Origin of the sequence: Ensifer sp. NM-2, from assembly GCF_003024455.1 — a bacterium.
Lineage (GTDB): Bacteria > Pseudomonadota > Alphaproteobacteria > Rhizobiales > Rhizobiaceae > Ensifer > Ensifer canadensis.
The window spans coordinates 13,286-28,677 of the sequence record NZ_PVZR01000006.1; the positions used below are offsets into that span (position 1 = coordinate 13,286).

Here is a 15,392-nt window from a genome sequence, read left to right on the forward strand (position 1 = left end):
GCCCATACAGGCTGCTATCCGATGGCTGGGTGCCGCGACGCCCCGCCATGCTGCAGCGCCTGGTGGCTGATGGTGACGAGATAGGCGCTCAGGAACAGGATGCCGACCAGCTTGAAAGCCTCCTCGAAGAAGGTGGCCCCGCCGACATGGATCGGGGCCATATCGGCGGCGAAGGACAGGCCCATCGACAGGACCGAGCCGACGAGCAGCAGTCGCGGCGTTGCTGCCCGAACCGTGTAGGCGCAGTAGCACAGGGCGCAAAGCACGAGCATGTGCGGCACGAGGACGACTTCTTCCGGGATGCCCGTGGTCGCGACCGCCTCATGCAGCATGAGGAAATCGTCGATACCCATCAGGGCTGCAAAGAGCCCACCGGCAAGCAGCGTTCGCCTGAGAGGCGTGGTCCCTTCGGCCGCCCTTGTCGCCGCAAAAGCCTGAAGAGCTGCGGCCGCGCCGACGATCCAGAAGATAACCCCGATATTCGAGACGATGCCGAAATAGCCGGGGTTGCGGGCGATGGCGTTCGGGTCGCGCACGAGGTCGTAATAGTCGATGCCGAAGACCCGGTCGGCGACCACAAGGGACGCGAGAATGGCGACCGAAACGAGGATGACGGCGATGATCGTGCCGGCTTCCGATCGATGCCATCTGCCGGCCTCGGCCGGCGGCGAATGCGTCTGTGCCTTGGCATTCATGGCGTCTCGTCCTCGCATTGTTGTGGCAAATCGGAACTGAACGCGGGCGATCCGGCCCTTTGTTTGTGACAGTTTTGTGACTTTGGGTGTGTCTGGGAAGATGTGGTCGGATAAATTGTATTGGACCGCGCAACGCCCCGAACACTTTCGCCGTCAGCTTTGCCGTTCGCCCAAGACGTCGATCAGTGCGCGGGACGCGGCGGAAAGCCGGCGATTGGGAGCGTAGACGATCGAGATCGATCGCGTTCGCCCGTTCAGCTGCGGCAGCAGCTCGATTAGTCTCCCCTGCCGGATGGAGCGCTCGACGACAAAATCATAGGTCTGGCAAATGCCGGCGCCTTGCTCGGCCATCGACACCACGCCGAGCACGTCATCGCTCACCTGAAGCCCGCCGGATGAGGGCGCCCAGTCGAGATCCTGGCCGTTGTCATGGAACATCCAGGGCGCGAACCTACCGGTGCTCGGCATGACGAAGGGCACGCAGTCGTGACGATCGAGATCGGCGATGCTCTGAGGGGTACCGCGACGGGCGACATAGTCGGGCGCGGCGACAAGGCACATCGCCCCGTCCTCGATCTTGCGGGCAACAAGGCCACTGTCCGGCAACTGACCCATGCGGATGGCGAGATCGAAGCCTTCGGCAACCAGGTCGACGTTGCGGTTGGTAATGTTGAGCTCGACCTCGACCTTGGGATGGAGCGCGCGGAACCGGCAGAGTTGCGGCGGCAGGCGGAAGTGCCCGTATGTGGTCGGCACGCTGAGGCGGATGCGGCCGGCGATCTGGCCGCTGCCGCCCTGAATCGCGCGCTCGGCGTCGTCGATGGTCGAGAAGGCGGAGCGCGCCTGGTCGAGAAAATGCTGTCCGTCGTGGGTGAGACCGATGCGCCTCGTGGTGCGGCGCAGGAGCTGGCTGCCGAGCCGCGCTTCAAGCCTCGAGATGGCGCGGCTGACGACGGAGGGTGTCGTACCAAGGGCGATGGCGCCGGCCGTCAACGAGCCGTGCTCGGCCACCGCCACGAACACTTCGACATCGGCGAGGTAATCGAAACGACGGGGCATCTTTGTCTCCGGAGAACAAATGAATTGAAGTTGAGATCATTTATCGCCTCCGGTGGGGATAATAAAGTCCTGCCAGACCAGCGAAACCAAGAGGTGATCTGATGCCGGCTTCTGACCAAGGGCTGACAAAGCCCGTACTGTTCGTATTGACGAGCCACGCCACCAAGGGAAAGACGGGTGAGCCGACCGGGTATTTTCTCGGCGAGGTCACGCACCCGCTTGCCGTGCTCGAGGCGGCGGGCATCTCGGTAGAGTTCGCCTCGGTGGCAGGCGGTGAGCCGCCGGTCGACGGTCTCGACCTCAAGGACGAGATCAATGCACGCTATTGGGCCGATCCGCGCTTTCGCGCTGCTGTCGCGGCGACAACGCGCATCGCCGATATCGTCCCGTCCCGCTATCAGGCGATCTTCTTTGCCGGCGGCCACGGAACCATGTGGGACTTTCCCGAAAGCCTCGAGGCGCAAGCCGCGATCCGCGAGATCTATGAGGCGGGAGGCGTGGTCGGAGCCGTCTGCCACGGTCCCTCGGCGCTCGTGAACGCAAAGCTCAGTGACGGCCGTTATTTGGTCGCGGGCCGGAATGTCAGTGCCTTTACCGATGATGAGGAGCGCGCCGTCGGTCTCGAAGACGTCGTGCCGTTCCTGTTGGCAAGCACGCTTTCGGCGCGCGGCGCCCGCCACCAACCCGCTCCCGACTGGACGTCCAATGTCGTGGTGGATGGACGGCTGGTGACCGGCCAAAACCCGCAATCGGCCCATGGCGTCGGCGAAGCCATGCGCGATCTGCTGCTTGCCGGCCAGACAAACTGACGCAGCTTCCGACTTAGAAAGTGACAATCATGACCAACCCGATGAAATGGCTGCGTGGCCTTGCTGCCGCGCTCGCGCTCACCTTTGCAACTGCCGACGCAAATGCCGCAAAGGTTCTTGTGGTGCTTTCCGGCTCCGACCATCTCGATCTCAAGGACGGCAAGTTATTCCCGACTGGCTTTATCTCAATGAATTGATGCAGCCGGTGAAGCTACTGCTGGAGGCCGGCCACGAGATCACCTTCGCCACGCCTGGGGGGCAAGTGCCGACGGTCGACAGGACATCCGTGGACCCGGCCTATTTCGGCGGCAGTGCCGATCAGATGAAAGTCTATCAGGGCCTGCTCGACGAACTGGCCATCACCTCGCCGGAAAAATCGCCGGTGATCGGTCTCGCTCGCGTCGCTCAGATCGGCTATGCGACCTTCGATGCCGTGTACATCCCCGGCGGCCACGCGCCGATGCAGGATCTACTGCACGACAGGCAGCTTGGGCAGCTGCTCGCCTATTTCCACGAGAACGGCAAGATCACGGCTTTGGTTTGCCACGGCCCGATCGCGCTGCTTTCGACACTGGCGGAGGCAAAGGCATTTACGGACCAGCTCGAAGCCTCGCAACAGCCCGATCGGCCCGCATGGATCTATTCGGGCTATCGCATGACCGTCATCAGCAACCTGGAGGAGGAACTTGCCAGGGGCCTGCTCGATGGCGGTGCGATGAAGTTCTATCCGCAGACGGCGCTCGAAGCGGCGGGTGGAAAATATGAGAGCAACGCGGCGCCCTGGCAGGCAAATGTGGTGGTCGACCGCGAATTGATCACCGGGCAAAATCCGGCCTCTGCCTTGCAGGTTGGTGAAATGCTTGTCGAACGGCTGAAATAACGCCGGCATCGTCATGAACGGAAAGTTGACCTCGCCATCCCTAGGGGACGGCGAGGTTTTTCGGTGCCGTCGAACCATGCGTCCTCAACCCAAGCCGCTCCCCATTAAGGACCGTTTGACGCTCGCGTGCGATTGCGACAAAAAAATGCAAGGCGATGTCGGCTCGCGAAGATTTCGCTCGTCTTATTGTCAGCGTTGCGAAAACGCGTGAAACCGCGAGGAAAGAGATGATGTTTCGTACTGCCCTTATCGCAGCAGCCTTGCACATTGCCGGGCCGGCACTTGCCGATGGCCAGCCGGTTGGCGAGCGGGTCGAAGTCAACGGCATGAAGATGTATTACGAAGTGTCCGGCGAGGGCGAGCCGCTCATCGTCCTGCACGGCGCCTATATGAATATTCCGTCCATGGGGGCGATCATTCCCAAGCTCGCCGAGACCAACAAGGTCTACGCGATCGAGTTCCAGGGGCATGGGCGCACCACCGACTTCGACCGGCCGATCACCTATCCGAACCTGGCCGACGACGTGGCGGCGTTCATGGATGCCGTCGGCGTCAAGAAGGCGGATGTGTTCGGCTACTCCATGGGCGCGGCCGCCGGGCTGCAGCTCGCCATCCGCCATCCGGACAAGGTCAACAAGCTGGCGGCGGCTTCCGTCGGCTATGATGCCGAGGGCTGGCAACCGGAATTCAAGGCATTCATCCCGCAGATGACGGTGGAGATGTTCGTCGGCATGCCGTTTGCGGACGACTACCGCAAGCTCGCCGCCAATCCGGACGGCTTCCCGGCGCTCGTCGCCAAGCTGATCGCGCTCGAGAAAGAGCCGATGGCGTGGGAAAAGGACGTGAAGGCATTGAAGACCCCGGTGCTGATCATCGCCGGCGATGCCGATGTCGCGACACTGGAACATACGGTGGCGATGTTCCGGCTGCTCGGTGGTGGCGGCATGGGCGACATGGGCAAACCGCTGCCGGCTTCGCGCCTTGCCATCCTGCCGGCGACCTCGCACACCGCCGTCATCGGCCAGCCGGAGCTGCTGGAGGCCTTGATCGTGCCGTTCTTCAAGGGCGAGACGCCGAAGGGCATGTTCCAGTAGAAATCACCAACCCGCCTCGTCTTCTCAGGCGAGGCCGGTTGGTAATGTGTTGCGTGCAGCTGTCGTCATGGGGGGGCCGTCCGAACGCTCCCGGTTAGGCTCGCCTTTGTGCGTCGCCGATGATCCAGCGCGCGGCTTTCTCCGCGATCATCATTGTCGGCGCGCTGGTGTTGCCGCTGGTAATGGTCGGCATCACGCTGGCATCGACCACCCGCAGTCCCCCAATCCCCCGAACCCGAAGCCGGCTGTCGACGACGGCTAGACCGTCGTCCTTGGCGCCCATCCTGGCGGTGCCGACGGGGTGAAAGATGGTGTTGGCGATATCGCCGGCGAGTTTCGCCAGTTCGCCATCGCTTTGGAACTCGATACCAGGCTTCCACTCGATCGGTTCGTATCGTGCCAGCGCCGGCTGGCTGACGATCGATCGGATCTGCCGGATACTGTCGGCGGCGATCTTGCGGTCTTCGTCCGTGCTCAGATAGTTCGGAGCAATGGCCGGCGCTTGGCCCCGGTCGCGCGACTGGATCCGCACATGGCCGCGGCTCGTCGGGTTGAGATTGCAGACGCTGGCGGTGAAGGCCGGGAAGCTGTGCAGCGGCTCGCCGAAGGCGTCGAGGCTGAGCGGCTGCACGTGATATTCCAGATTGGCATGGGCGCGGTCGGGGTCGGAGCGGGAAAAGGCGCCAAGTTGCGATGGCGACATGCTCATCGGTCCACTGCGCTTCAACACATATTCGAGCCCGATCCGGGCCTTGCCGGCGAGATTGCTCGCCAGCGTGTTCAGCGTCTTGGCATTCCTGACCTTGAAGACGGCGCGGATCTGCAGATGGTCCTGCAGGTTCTCGCCGACGCCGGGCAGGTCATGTTCGACGGAGAGACCCATGGCATGCGACAGCGCGGCCGGTCCGATGCCTGAGAGTTGCAGGATTTGCGGCGAGCCTATCGCCCCCGCCGACAGAATGACTTCGCTCGTCGCCCGCACGGTCACCTTGTCGCGGCCGCGATAAAGCGAGACACCGGTACAGCGCTTGGTGCCATCCGCTGTCGTTTCGATCAGCAGCTTTTCGACTTCGGCCTCCGTCCAGACGACCAGGTTGCGGCGATGGCGCACCGGCCGCAGGAAGGCCTTGGAGGTGTTCAATCGCCAGCCCGACTTCTGATTGACCTCGAAATAGCCGACGCCCTCGTTGTCGCCGCTGTTGAAATCGGCCGAGCGCGGAATGCCCGCCTGGACCGCGGCCTCGGCAAAGGATGCCAGGATATCCCATTTCAGCCGCTGTTTTTCGATCCGCCATTCGCCGCCGCGGCCATGCATGTCGGAAAACCGGCTGTTGTCGCCGGTGACGGGATCGGCACCGTCGTCGAGCCGGTAGTGATCCTCATGGGCCTTGAAATCCTGGAGCGAATTCTCCCAGGACCACTCGCGATCATTGGTCTGGGCCGCCCAGCTCTCATAGTCACGCGATTGTCCGCGCATGTAGATCATGCCGTTGATCGACGAGCAGCCGCCAAGCGTCTTGCCGCGCGGATAGCGCAGCGACCGTCCGTTCAATCCTGCTTCCGGCTCGGTCTTGTAGAGCCAGTCGGTGCGCGGGTTGCCGATGCAATAGAGATAGCCGACGGGGATATGGATCCAGGGATAGTTGTCGCGCCGGCCCGCCTCTATCAGCAGGACCCGTTTGCCGGGATCGCGGCTGAGGCGGTTGGCAAGCAGGCAGCCGGCCGAGCCGGCGCCGACGACCACATAGTCGAAAACGGTGGTATCAGCAGTTGAGGTGTCGGTCTTCATTGCAGGCACTTTCCAAACACAGCCGAAAGGGCGATGGGCTGGTCGCGGCGAGCAGGGTCGCGTATCGGCCGAAGATCATCCCACCCTTTATAATTTTTGTCAGCGATCGCGGCATTGCGATCCGCCAGAAGACAGTAAAGAGCTACCGCATGACGAAATCCAATGATAAATACGCCTGAGTATTATAAGGAATATTTATATGGCTGATCATCTGGATCTGCGATTGTTGCGGGCTTTTGTCACGGTGGCGCGGGAAGGCAACGTCACGCGGGCGTCCGAACTGCTGCATCTGACACAGCCTGCCGTCAGCCTGCAGGTGAAGCGCCTGTCGCAGGAATTGGGCCTCACCCTGTTCCATCGCACCGCCAACGGGCTCGAATTGACGCGCGACGGCGCGCTGCTGGCGGCCAAGGGCGAGCAGGTGCTGGCGTCGGTGACCGAGTTCCGGCAGACGGCGATGCACCTGACGGCGCAGCTTCGCGGCAAGCTGCGGATCGGAACGATCATCGACCCCGAATTCACGAGGCTGGGTGCCTTTCTCCAAGCCCTGGTCGAAAGCGGGCCGGGTATTGAAACCACCCTTCGCCAGGGTATGAGCGGTGAAGTCGCGATCGGTTTGAAGCGCAACGAACTCGATGTCGGGTTCTTTCTCGGCGACCTCGATGATTTCGGCACGAGCACGGATGTCCGTAGTGCGGAGGCCGAGGCGCAGTTCTTCGTCAAGCCGCTGTCGAGGCTGACCTATCGTGTCGTCGCACCGCCGGCCTTTGCCGGTATCGTCGCAGGAAGGGACTGGAGCGAGCTTGCGGCGCTGCCCTGGATCGGAACGCCGCCGGCCTCCGTTCATCATCGGCTGCTTGCGAGAAAACTCGGCGAACTTAACCTCAAGCAGAACGTCGTCGCCCTCGTCGACCAGGAAGCGTCGATGCTGGCCATGGTTCGCACGGGGCTTGGTCTCAGCCTCTGTCGGGAGTCGATCGCGCTCAGCGAACAGCAGGCAAGCGGCCTCGTCATCGCCGACAGGGTCAAACTCGAAACCACACTCGGCTTCGTCTGTCTTCGGCCCCGACGCACCGATCCCAACGTCGCGCTCGCTTTCGAGGTCATCGACAGGATATGGCGGACGGATCATTGAGGGGCGGGCATGGCGCCCTGGTTTGCGTTCCGGCCGAGTTCCCTTTTGGCTCAGCGCTGCCAGCCGCTCGCTTTGACCATTCGTGGGGGCTCAACTGCTCGGCTTCTGCAGTTCCCTGGGGCACAACGATCCATGCGCGGCTTGCAGGGGTGGAGTGAAGTCTTAGCGCTGCTATCTGCGGGGGTGATCGACTATATATCCCTCATCGAAGTGAACGAAGCGCCAAGGACTGGCAGCTAGGCTTCGAAAGCCCACGGAAAGGGGATCATCATGAACGTAGCACGCTCTTTCAACAACTGGCTCAAGTACCGGCAGACGGTCTCCGAACTGGGCCGCATGTCCACGCGCGAACTGCGTGACCTCGGCATCGACCGCGCCGACATCCCGAGCATTGCCCGCAATGCCTTCGGCCGCTAATCGCGCCTGAGACCATCAAAGATTTCATGAAGCGCCCGCTCGGATCCGAGCGGGCGTTTTTTGTGTTTTGACCGATCGTTGGACGGAGTTGATCGCGTTACATCGCGTCCTTGCCCTTGACCGCATTGTCCATATGCGACTTGCATTTCTCCATGTCATTGGCCGCCATGGCATCCTTGGCCATGCTGAGTTCCTTCGCCGATTCGATCTTCTTGGCGCCATCCGAGATCGTGTTTCATCAACGACGCCTCGTCGCAGACGCCGTCGGCCTGAGAAAAAGCAGGCGTCACCAGACCGAAGACCATTTGGCAGGGAATGTCCGCGTCCTGATGTAGGACTTCTGAGTCTTCGGAACCGGGTTGCCCCCCTCTCCAAGTAGATAGGCCCTACCCGCTCCAGCAGCGCTGAAGACGTCATTGTGTCTGCTGCGGCACCAGTCGTCGCCGAACCTTGGTCTTGTTGGGGGCTGCAAGCGGAACCGAGGGCCGCTTCGTCAGCGCCTCAATTGCCGCCGTCGTCATGTCTGACGCAGCGAAGTCGGCGCCTGGCACTTGCTCCGCACTTGTATCTGCCTTGCGCTGGCCCGCTGCACGGTCGGCAGAAGTGTCCCAAATGACGATGCCGACCCTTGCCCTGATGTTGACCCGCTTGAGGCGGCGGACGACAAATCGGGCGTGCTTGATCGAATCCCGGTTGAGAAAGCAGACGACGATCGCGTCGACGGCTTCGGTCTGGAGCTTGCGGATATTGGCCGGTTCGATCTGGCGAAAACTCAGCGCCGTTGCGGCGGCCCCTTCGGCACGCAGCACCTGGGCGAGCATCGCGGCGGAGACATCGTCGATCTCGCCCCGGCCGCCGACGCACAGGATGGTCATGCCTTCGCCATCCGGAATGGGCTGGCTTGCCGGTTCGCCTTCCGTGTCTGCCTTCTCATCCTCATCGTCCTGACTTTCCTCGATCGCAATGTCTTCGAGGTTGGAGACCAGCGACATGCCGCTTGCAGCCACGCGCAGCCGCTGCTCGTCGCTCATGACACCACGGGCGCGATCCTGTTCCGCCAAAGCCAGGGCGGGCATGGCGACCGCGCCGTAGTAGTCGACGAGGTATTCTTCTTCGAGGATCTCCTCGGCCTGATCGGTCGCTTCGTCCGGATCGCCGGCCAGAAGCCGCTGATAGAGACGCGCATGCGGCGCGAGCACCGGATCGCTGCCGAAAAGTACCTGCAGAAATTCGAATTGCGGTACATGTTTGCCGAGAACAACGAGACAGACCGTCAGCGGCGTCGACAGTATCAGTCCGACAGGCCCCCAGATCCAGGCCCAGAAAATCGCGGAAACGATGATCGCCAGCGGCGACAGACCGGTCTTGGAACCGTAGAGCATCGGCTCGACCACATTGTTGATCACCAGTTCCATCGCCACGAACAGGCTGGCCGTCCACAACAGCATGGACCAGCCGCTGTCGACCGCCACCGACAGAAACAGCGGCAGCACCATGGCGATGACCGGCCCGATATAGGGCACGAAGCGCAGGACGATCGCCAGCAACCCCCACAGCACCGCGTTGGGTATGCCGATAAACCAAAGACCGATGGCGACAGGCAGGCCATAGGCGGTGTTCACGATCAACTGCATCAGCAGGTAATGGCCGACTCGCTTACCGGCATCCTGCAGGCCCTCGGTGGTTCGATGCAGATCGCCGAAACCGGCGAGACGGATGAATCGGTCCCTCAGATCCTCCCGTTCCAGCAGCATGAAGATGACGACCACCACCACAAGACCGGCCATCGCCACCGGGCCGACCAGCGGCGCTATGATGTTGGTGAGAACCTGGATCGGATTGTCGCGAGAATAGATCTCGACCAGCAGCGGATCCCTTTTCGGGCTTTCGACGCTGGTCGGCGTCTCCGTGGTCGGGCGGTCAATTTCGCGGTTGATGCGTTCGACCACGTTTCCGATGCGATCGATGATGCCGCTTTCGGAGCCGGCTTCCTTCAGGTCCTTCACCTTCATGACGATGTTGGATTGATAGGCGGGCAGGTTCTTCGCAAGTTCGGCAACTTGCAGTGCGACGATGAGACTGAAAATGCCGATCAAGGTAAAGGTGATCAACGCGGTAGAGATCACCGCAAACGCCCGTGGCAGGCCGATCCGGCGCAGTGCCGCGACGACAGGCGCAAGTGCGAAGGTCAGGAGCAGCGCGACGGCGATCGGGAGGAAGACGTCGCGCGCGAGGTAAAGCACGGCCGCGGCGCCTACAAGCGTCAGCGACGTGGGCATGGCCGGGCGCACGCCCTGCATCGAGGGCGGCGCACCGAGATCCCGGATTTGATCGATTGCCTTGCCCATGCCTATTTCCCCAAGGATTTATCAGAAGCTATCACGAATGATCGGCCGGCAAATGCGGCGCTGTTTCCACGCCGACCGCTAGACGAACGGAAACAGCGAAGCGTCCGGGTCCGCATGCCCCAGGATGCTCGACGAAATGATCTCGGCGGCGATTTGGCTGAAGGTGATGCCGTTGCCGCCATAGCCCATGGTTGCGAAGGCGTTGCGCATACCGGGAACGCGGCCGATCATCGGCAGACCCTCAGCGGTAACACCGAAGGCGGCGGCCCAACGGTAGTCGGGCTCGCCGATCCTGATCCCGATCAGATCGGAGAGCTTTTCGCGCAGGATGTCGGACTTTCCCTTCAACTTTGCCGGATCCTCGAAGGCATCGTCGCTTTCCTCGTCCTCGCCGCCGACGAGGATGCGGCCGTCGGGCGTCGAGCGAAAATAGAGATACGGGTCGGCGCCCTCCCAGACGAGATAGTCGTCGAGCCATTCCGGCCGTGGATGACGAGGTCTGGTCGCCATCGCCCAGGTCGAGACTATGGCATGTTTCTTGTTCGCGACGGCTTTCAGAAACTCATAGCCCGTGCAGAAGACCACATGGGTCGCTAGGATGATCCGGCCGTCGGACGTCGCAACGGCATTCCGGCCCTCAACCTCCCTGATATCGGTGATCTCGATCGTCTCGACGATGGGGACGCCGTTTGCCTGTGCGTGGCGGAGGAAGCCGGCGGTCAACTGGGCCGGATTGGCCGATGCGGAGACATGCGTCTCGATCGCCGCGGTACGGTCGATACCGAACCTGGCGCGCAGTTTGTCTTGCGGCAGAAGCGTTGCGGCGAGGCTTGCAGCCTCGCGGGCACTCACTTCCGCTTGAAGTGCGCGCGAACCATAGCTTGCGCCCGAGAGATAAAGCGTGTTCTTCCGCTCGAAATGGCAATCGATCTGCAGGGCGTCGACGAGCGATGCGAGATGCTCGACCGCCTTCGCCGAGCGCTGCCAGACGCGCGCGGCGTCAGCGGTTCCGCGCAAGCGGTTCAACCGATGCAGCGGCACGTCGATTTCGTGCTGGATCATGGCGGTGCTGGCCATGCTGCTGCCGCCTATCGGCTTTCGGCGATCGACCATCAGCACTGACAGATTGTGGCCAATCAGAGCATTCGCCATCAGCGCACCGCTGATTCCGGCGCCGACGATCAGCACATCGACATCATGGGTGGTGAGCCGCCTTTGTGTCCTCACCGCATGGCGTGGGGTATCGGCCCAGAGCGGCTCGGACTTCCGAAGTGCCCGTTTTCGGGTCAGTGAATGCAAGTGCCCCTCCAGGTCTGCGCATTCGTGAATGCGCAGGAGCCGATTAAGTTCCTCTGGTTGATTGCGACCGTTGCGGTTGGCGGGTGGCTCAGGCAGTCGCCTGCTCAGGCGGTCGATGCCGCGAGGCGACGCAGGGCAAGATATTCCCAAAGCGCCACGATCAACAGCACTGCGGTCGATGCGGCCTGAACGATGTAGTTGGGGGCAATTGGCACGATGAGGATCGCGACGGCGAGAAGCACGAGCCCGGCGATGTGCGAGACCGGGAACTGGCGGGTCGCGACGGCCTTGATCCAGATGTTGCCGCCGAGGAAAAGCGCCGGGCCGCCGAGCATGGCGAGCGCATGCTTCAGCGAGCTCGATTCTTCGGCGTGAGACAAGCTGAAGTCCTCCCCGACTGCCGTCAGGATGATGCCGGCGACGACAGGCAGGTGGCCGTAGGTGAATAGATTGAGCGCCAGGGTCTCCGGCCGTGATGTCGCTTCGGCTTTGGATGCCGCCCTTTCCTGGCCGTGGTGGAAATAGATCCACCACATGAAGCCGGTGCTGAGGAATGCACTGCAGAACACGGCAAAGGTCATATCATCCGTCATGTGCTCCGTCGCATTGCGGCCGGTGGTCAAGATGGTCTCACCGAGGCAGATGATGACGAAGAGCGCGCAACGTTCCGCCATGTGCGCGCCGGATATATCCAAGGTCTCGTCGGGCGATTTGCCGAGAAAGGGCACGTAGTACCTGAGCGCCGGCGACGCGTATTCGACAAGGAGGGCGAGCGTCCATAGGAGAAGGCGCCCTTCGATCTCCATTAGCCCGCCGGACAGCCAGAAGGCGCTGGAGAGCAGCATCCAGATCGTGATGCGCAGGAAGGTCAGGAACGATCGCCTGTCGGCGTGGCGAAAGGCATAAAGCGTGAAAGCCGACCGACAGATCTGCATACCGCTGTAGATCGCCGCAAAAACCAGTCCTTGGTCGCCAAAGGCTTCGGGCAGAGCGATCGCCAGAAGTACGCCGGCAAACATCAGGCCGAACAGCAGCAGGCGGACCGGCTCCTTTTCGGTATCGAGCAGGTTCGTCACCCATGTCGTGTGGATCCAGACCCACCAGATCGCCAGGATCAGCAGGACGGCCTCGATCACGGCAGTGGCACTGAAATCGGATGCGAGCTTGTGGGCGAGCTGAATGAGCGCGAAGACGAAAACGAGGTCGAAGAACAGTTCGGGAAAACTCGCCCGTGTCTGGTCGGCATCCGCCTTCCTGATCCAATCCCCTTTATGATTGCTTGCCATTCAGGTCGCCGATGCTGTTCCGATCGAAACTCGAACGGGAACTAGGGCGCTGGCGAATTTCAACAACGGCTGCTTCCTGTTGGGACGAGCAGGAGGCGTCACGCGGCTCGCGTCAGCGAGTGCCTCCTGCTGATAGGCGGTTGCTACCATTGCGCATTGCCGGCACCAATTGCAAACAACGGACTGAACCTTCCTGTGCGAGAGGCGTTTGGCTTGGCGCTGTCATCAATCCCGGCGGGCCTTGTCGTGCCCGATCGAGAGCGTGCGCAGCGCCGGTAACCTGTTAAGGTGATTGAACAATTTTCAATTTGTTCTGATGTGAGGCAGGAACCATCGCCAAGTACTCGCGTTGTCCCAGCATCGTTCAATGACGCATCGAGGAGACAACAATGAAACGAGTAATTGTCGCGACAGCTTTTCTGGCCGCAAGCGCGCTTAGTGCTTACGCCCAGACGCCGACCCCTTCGCCGGAGGCTGAAACGCCAGCAGTCGCCACGCCCGACACTACCAATCCGACAGCGCCTGTCGAAGGTGCCAACAGCTTCACCGAAGAGCAGGCACGCGCCCGGCTGCAGGAAGGCGGTTACACCGCCGTCAGCGAATTGAAACTGGATGACAAGGGTATCTGGCAGGCGTCTGCCACCAAGGACGGAAAGCCCGTGACCGTCGCACTCGACTACCAGGGCAACATCGTCGCCAACTGATTGTTGGCCGAGAAATCTCAGTAAATCCATTCAAGGAAAAATCGACATGAAAACTGTTTCAGGACTTTTCGACACCTATGATCAGGCTTCTGAAGCCGTGCGCGCGCTGAAAGCCGCTGGTATCCCCGATGGTGATGTCAGCATGGTCGCGAGCAATGCAGAAGGCCGATATAAAGTCGATGACACGGAGGGCGCTGCCGAAGGTGCTGGCACCGGTGCAGGCATCGGCGCCGCGGTCGGCGGCGCGGGCGGTCTTCTGACAGGCCTCGGGCTGATGGCAATCCCAGGCGTCGGTCCGGTGGTTGCGGCCGGCTGGCTTGCCGCGACCGCTGCTGGAGCTGCCGCCGGTGCAGTTGCCGGTGGTGCTGTGGGCGGCATTGTTGGCGCGCTCACGGATTCCGGCGTGCCGGAAGAGGATGCCCATGTTTATGCCGAGGGTGTCCGCCGCGGCGGCACATTGGTGACGGCACGCGTCGCCGACCACGACGTTGCTCAGGCAGAGGCGATCCTTCAGCGCTCCAACTGGGTCGATGTGGAAGACCGCCGTTCGGCTTACCGCGAAGAAGGCTGGAGCAGGTTCGACGAGACCCTCGATCCCTATAGCCCGACGCAGGTCGAAGAGCAGCGGGCGCGCTACGCCAACCGCTAGACCGTGCGAGCAATCGCGAAGCAGGCGGCCGGCCGAGTGGTCGGCCCCTGATTTTGTTTCGCCCAACCGCCAATCAGGCCGTTGTCGAAACGATTGGCGTCGGCGCGTCGAACCGTCAAGGAGATACGACAGTGGCAACTCCCGAGGAACTCAAGAAGAAACTCTGGAAGACATTGAAATCGGACATGACGGTCATGCTTGGCTTGTCCGAAAAAGAGCATGGGCACACGCGCCCGATGACGGCGCAGATCGAGGGCGAGCAGGGTCCGATCTGGTTCTTCACCGTCAGGAGTGCCGTCGTGGCCCAGAATGTCGCCGCGAACACACCCGCCATGTTTGCTTTTGCATCCAAGGATCATGAACTGTTCGCGACCGTTCACGGGTGCCTTCGCCTCGACAATGACCGCACTGTTATCGACCGGCTGTGGAACCAGTACATCGCCGCCTGGTACGAGGGTGGAAAGGACGACCCCGAACTGGCCCTGCTGCGTTTCGAGCCGAGCGAAGCGGAAATCTGGCTCAATGAGACCAGCCTGTTTGCCGGTATCAAGCTGCTCCTGGGCAGCGATCCAAAGGAAGAGTACAGGGAGAAAACCGCGAAAGTGGAGCTCTCCTAGACTGCCTGTCCAAAACAAAACACCTGCAACGGGCAGATACCCACTGCAGGTGTTTTCATGATAGCCGAGCGCATTCCGCCGCGAAGGTTACTTGGCCTCGGTCAGCGTTTCGGTGCCGCTGCCATCCTTGCCGGTGATCGTCCAGGTGCCATCAAGCGAGCCATCGCCGTTGACCTTGTAGACGATGAGGCCAAGGGCATCGCCGAGCACATAGGCTGCGGCGAAGGCATTGCCGTTGAGCATGCAGACGCCGGTCGATTTTACGCCGGCCGTGTCCCATTCGATGACGCAGGTGGTTTCGCTTGCAAGCGTGATTTCGGCCGTGCCGGAATAGCTGGAACCATCCAGGTTCGTGCCTTCGACGATGTATTTTCCGGCGTTGACGGTCTGGGCGTTTCCGGCCGCGGCCGCGGCGAGAAACAGCGCTGCGGTGAGCAACAATCTCTTCATAAGTCCCCCAAGGAAGCCGCGCGCCCCTCGCGCGGTCCGCAATTGATACGCACAAACCATGACGTTTGAAACGGCGCGCCAGGTCCGCTCGCAATCATTTTTGGTGGGGTCGTGCGTCCTTATGGCGTGTGCCTGAAAACAGGCTGCGGCGGGCGGGGATG

At 61.8% G+C, this 15,392-nt stretch carries 14 protein-coding genes and 1 pseudogene; 8 read left to right on the forward strand and 7 right to left on the reverse strand.

Annotated elements, in window-relative coordinates; translation table 11 throughout:
* Positions 1 to 14: 14 nt before the first annotated feature.
* Positions 15 to 695, reverse strand: a complete 681-nt coding sequence (locus tag C6558_RS13835; protein WP_025429418.1) for a hypothetical protein — start codon at positions 693 to 695, stop codon at positions 15 to 17.
* A 153-nt stretch (positions 696 to 848) separates the two neighbouring features.
* Positions 849 to 1,754, reverse strand: coding sequence for a LysR family transcriptional regulator (locus C6558_RS13840; protein WP_025429417.1), 906 nt, complete (start codon positions 1,752 to 1,754; stop codon positions 849 to 851).
* A gap of 101 nt (positions 1,755 to 1,855) precedes the next feature.
* Here C6558_RS13840 and C6558_RS13845 point away from each other — a divergent pair, with 101 nt between their 5' ends.
* From C6558_RS13845 to C6558_RS13855, 3 genes and pseudogenes are all read left to right on the forward strand, one after another.
* Complete coding sequence (locus tag C6558_RS13845) at positions 1,856 to 2,563, forward strand: type 1 glutamine amidotransferase domain-containing protein (RefSeq protein WP_025429416.1); 708 nt, start codon at positions 1,856 to 1,858, stop codon at positions 2,561 to 2,563.
* 41 nt (positions 2,564 to 2,604) lie between these two features.
* Positions 2,605 to 3,443, forward strand: a pseudogene (locus C6558_RS13850) (type 1 glutamine amidotransferase domain-containing protein).
* Between the two features lie 230 nt (positions 3,444 to 3,673).
* Entirely contained in the window at positions 3,674 to 4,537 is an 864-nt protein-coding gene (locus C6558_RS13855) for an alpha/beta fold hydrolase (RefSeq protein WP_084815626.1), read from the forward strand.
* A 94-nt stretch (positions 4,538 to 4,631) separates the two neighbouring features.
* Here C6558_RS13855 and C6558_RS13860 read toward each other — a convergent pair whose 3' ends face one another.
* Positions 4,632 to 6,326, reverse strand: a complete 1,695-nt coding sequence (locus C6558_RS13860; RefSeq protein ID WP_107027409.1) for a GMC family oxidoreductase — start codon at positions 6,324 to 6,326, stop codon at positions 4,632 to 4,634.
* Between the two features lie 199 nt (positions 6,327 to 6,525).
* Between C6558_RS13860 and C6558_RS13870 the strand changes: the two genes are divergently transcribed.
* Together C6558_RS13870 and C6558_RS13880 are read left to right on the forward strand one after the other, a co-directional pair.
* On the forward strand, positions 6,526 to 7,461 hold the full coding sequence (locus C6558_RS13870) for a LysR family transcriptional regulator (protein ID WP_057209994.1): 936 nt from the start codon (positions 6,526 to 6,528) through the stop codon (positions 7,459 to 7,461).
* 270 nt (positions 7,462 to 7,731) lie between these two features.
* Positions 7,732 to 7,878 (forward strand): DUF1127 domain-containing protein, encoded by a 147-nt coding sequence (locus tag C6558_RS13880; RefSeq protein ID WP_067698903.1) that lies wholly within the window; start codon positions 7,732 to 7,734, stop codon positions 7,876 to 7,878.
* Between the two features lie 413 nt (positions 7,879 to 8,291).
* Here C6558_RS13880 and C6558_RS13890 read toward each other — a convergent pair whose 3' ends face one another.
* The 3 genes from C6558_RS13890 to C6558_RS13900 all read right to left on the reverse strand — a co-directional run bounded on the left by C6558_RS13890 (position 8,292) and on the right by C6558_RS13900 (position 12,811).
* Positions 8,292 to 10,226: an AI-2E family transporter gene (locus tag C6558_RS13890; RefSeq protein ID WP_082523733.1), complete on the reverse strand. Its 1,935-nt coding sequence runs from the start codon at positions 10,224 to 10,226 to the stop codon at positions 8,292 to 8,294.
* Positions 10,227 to 10,304: 78 nt separating this feature from the next.
* Positions 10,305 to 11,525: an FAD-binding oxidoreductase gene (locus C6558_RS13895; protein ID WP_057209991.1), complete on the reverse strand. Its 1,221-nt coding sequence runs from the start codon at positions 11,523 to 11,525 to the stop codon at positions 10,305 to 10,307.
* 104 nt (positions 11,526 to 11,629) lie between these two features.
* Complete coding sequence (locus C6558_RS13900) at positions 11,630 to 12,811, reverse strand: low temperature requirement protein A (protein WP_057222789.1); 1,182 nt, start codon at positions 12,809 to 12,811, stop codon at positions 11,630 to 11,632.
* A 389-nt stretch (positions 12,812 to 13,200) separates the two neighbouring features.
* Here C6558_RS13900 and C6558_RS13905 point away from each other — a divergent pair, with 389 nt between their 5' ends.
* The 3 genes from C6558_RS13905 to C6558_RS13915 all read left to right on the forward strand — a co-directional run bounded on the left by C6558_RS13905 (position 13,201) and on the right by C6558_RS13915 (position 14,781).
* The gene (locus C6558_RS13905; RefSeq protein WP_057222790.1) at positions 13,201 to 13,515 is read left to right on the forward strand and encodes a PepSY domain-containing protein; all 315 of its coding nucleotides are present in this window, start codon (positions 13,201 to 13,203) and stop codon (positions 13,513 to 13,515) included.
* A gap of 46 nt (positions 13,516 to 13,561) precedes the next feature.
* Positions 13,562 to 14,164, forward strand: coding sequence for a hypothetical protein (locus C6558_RS13910; RefSeq protein ID WP_057222791.1), 603 nt, complete (start codon positions 13,562 to 13,564; stop codon positions 14,162 to 14,164).
* 131 nt (positions 14,165 to 14,295) lie between these two features.
* Positions 14,296 to 14,781, forward strand: a complete 486-nt coding sequence (locus C6558_RS13915) for a pyridoxamine 5'-phosphate oxidase family protein (protein WP_057223359.1) — start codon at positions 14,296 to 14,298, stop codon at positions 14,779 to 14,781.
* 87 nt (positions 14,782 to 14,868) lie between these two features.
* On the opposite strand, the gene C6558_RS13920 is transcribed toward C6558_RS13915, so the two are convergent.
* Positions 14,869 to 15,231, reverse strand: a complete 363-nt coding sequence (locus C6558_RS13920; protein WP_057222792.1) for a hypothetical protein — start codon at positions 15,229 to 15,231, stop codon at positions 14,869 to 14,871.
* Positions 15,232 to 15,392: the final 161 nt, after the last annotated feature.

Coding starts and splice junctions, on each gene's coding strand:
- C6558_RS13835 (WP_025429418.1), bottom strand. CDS start 695: ATGAATGCCAAGGCACAGACGCATTCGCCGCCGGCCGAGGCCGGCAGA.
- C6558_RS13890 (WP_082523733.1), bottom strand. CDS start 10,226: ATGGGCAAGGCAATCGATCAAATCCGGGATCTCGGTGCGCCGCCCTCG.
- C6558_RS13855 (WP_084815626.1), top strand. CDS start 3,674: ATGTTTCGTACTGCCCTTATCGCAGCAGCCTTGCACATTGCCGGGCCG.
- C6558_RS13845 (WP_025429416.1), top strand. CDS start 1,856: ATGCCGGCTTCTGACCAAGGGCTGACAAAGCCCGTACTGTTCGTATTG.
- C6558_RS13920 (WP_057222792.1), bottom strand. CDS start 15,231: ATGAAGAGATTGTTGCTCACCGCAGCGCTGTTTCTCGCCGCGGCCGCG.
- C6558_RS13860 (WP_107027409.1), bottom strand. CDS start 6,326: ATGAAGACCGACACCTCAACTGCTGATACCACCGTTTTCGACTATGTG.
- C6558_RS13910 (WP_057222791.1), top strand. CDS start 13,562: ATGAAAACTGTTTCAGGACTTTTCGACACCTATGATCAGGCTTCTGAA.
- C6558_RS13900 (WP_057222789.1), bottom strand. CDS start 12,811: ATGGCAAGCAATCATAAAGGGGATTGGATCAGGAAGGCGGATGCCGAC.
- C6558_RS13840 (WP_025429417.1), bottom strand. CDS start 1,754: ATGCCCCGTCGTTTCGATTACCTCGCCGATGTCGAAGTGTTCGTGGCG.
- C6558_RS13880 (WP_067698903.1), top strand. CDS start 7,732: ATGAACGTAGCACGCTCTTTCAACAACTGGCTCAAGTACCGGCAGACG.
- C6558_RS13905 (WP_057222790.1), top strand. CDS start 13,201: ATGAAACGAGTAATTGTCGCGACAGCTTTTCTGGCCGCAAGCGCGCTT.
- C6558_RS13870 (WP_057209994.1), top strand. CDS start 6,526: ATGGCTGATCATCTGGATCTGCGATTGTTGCGGGCTTTTGTCACGGTG.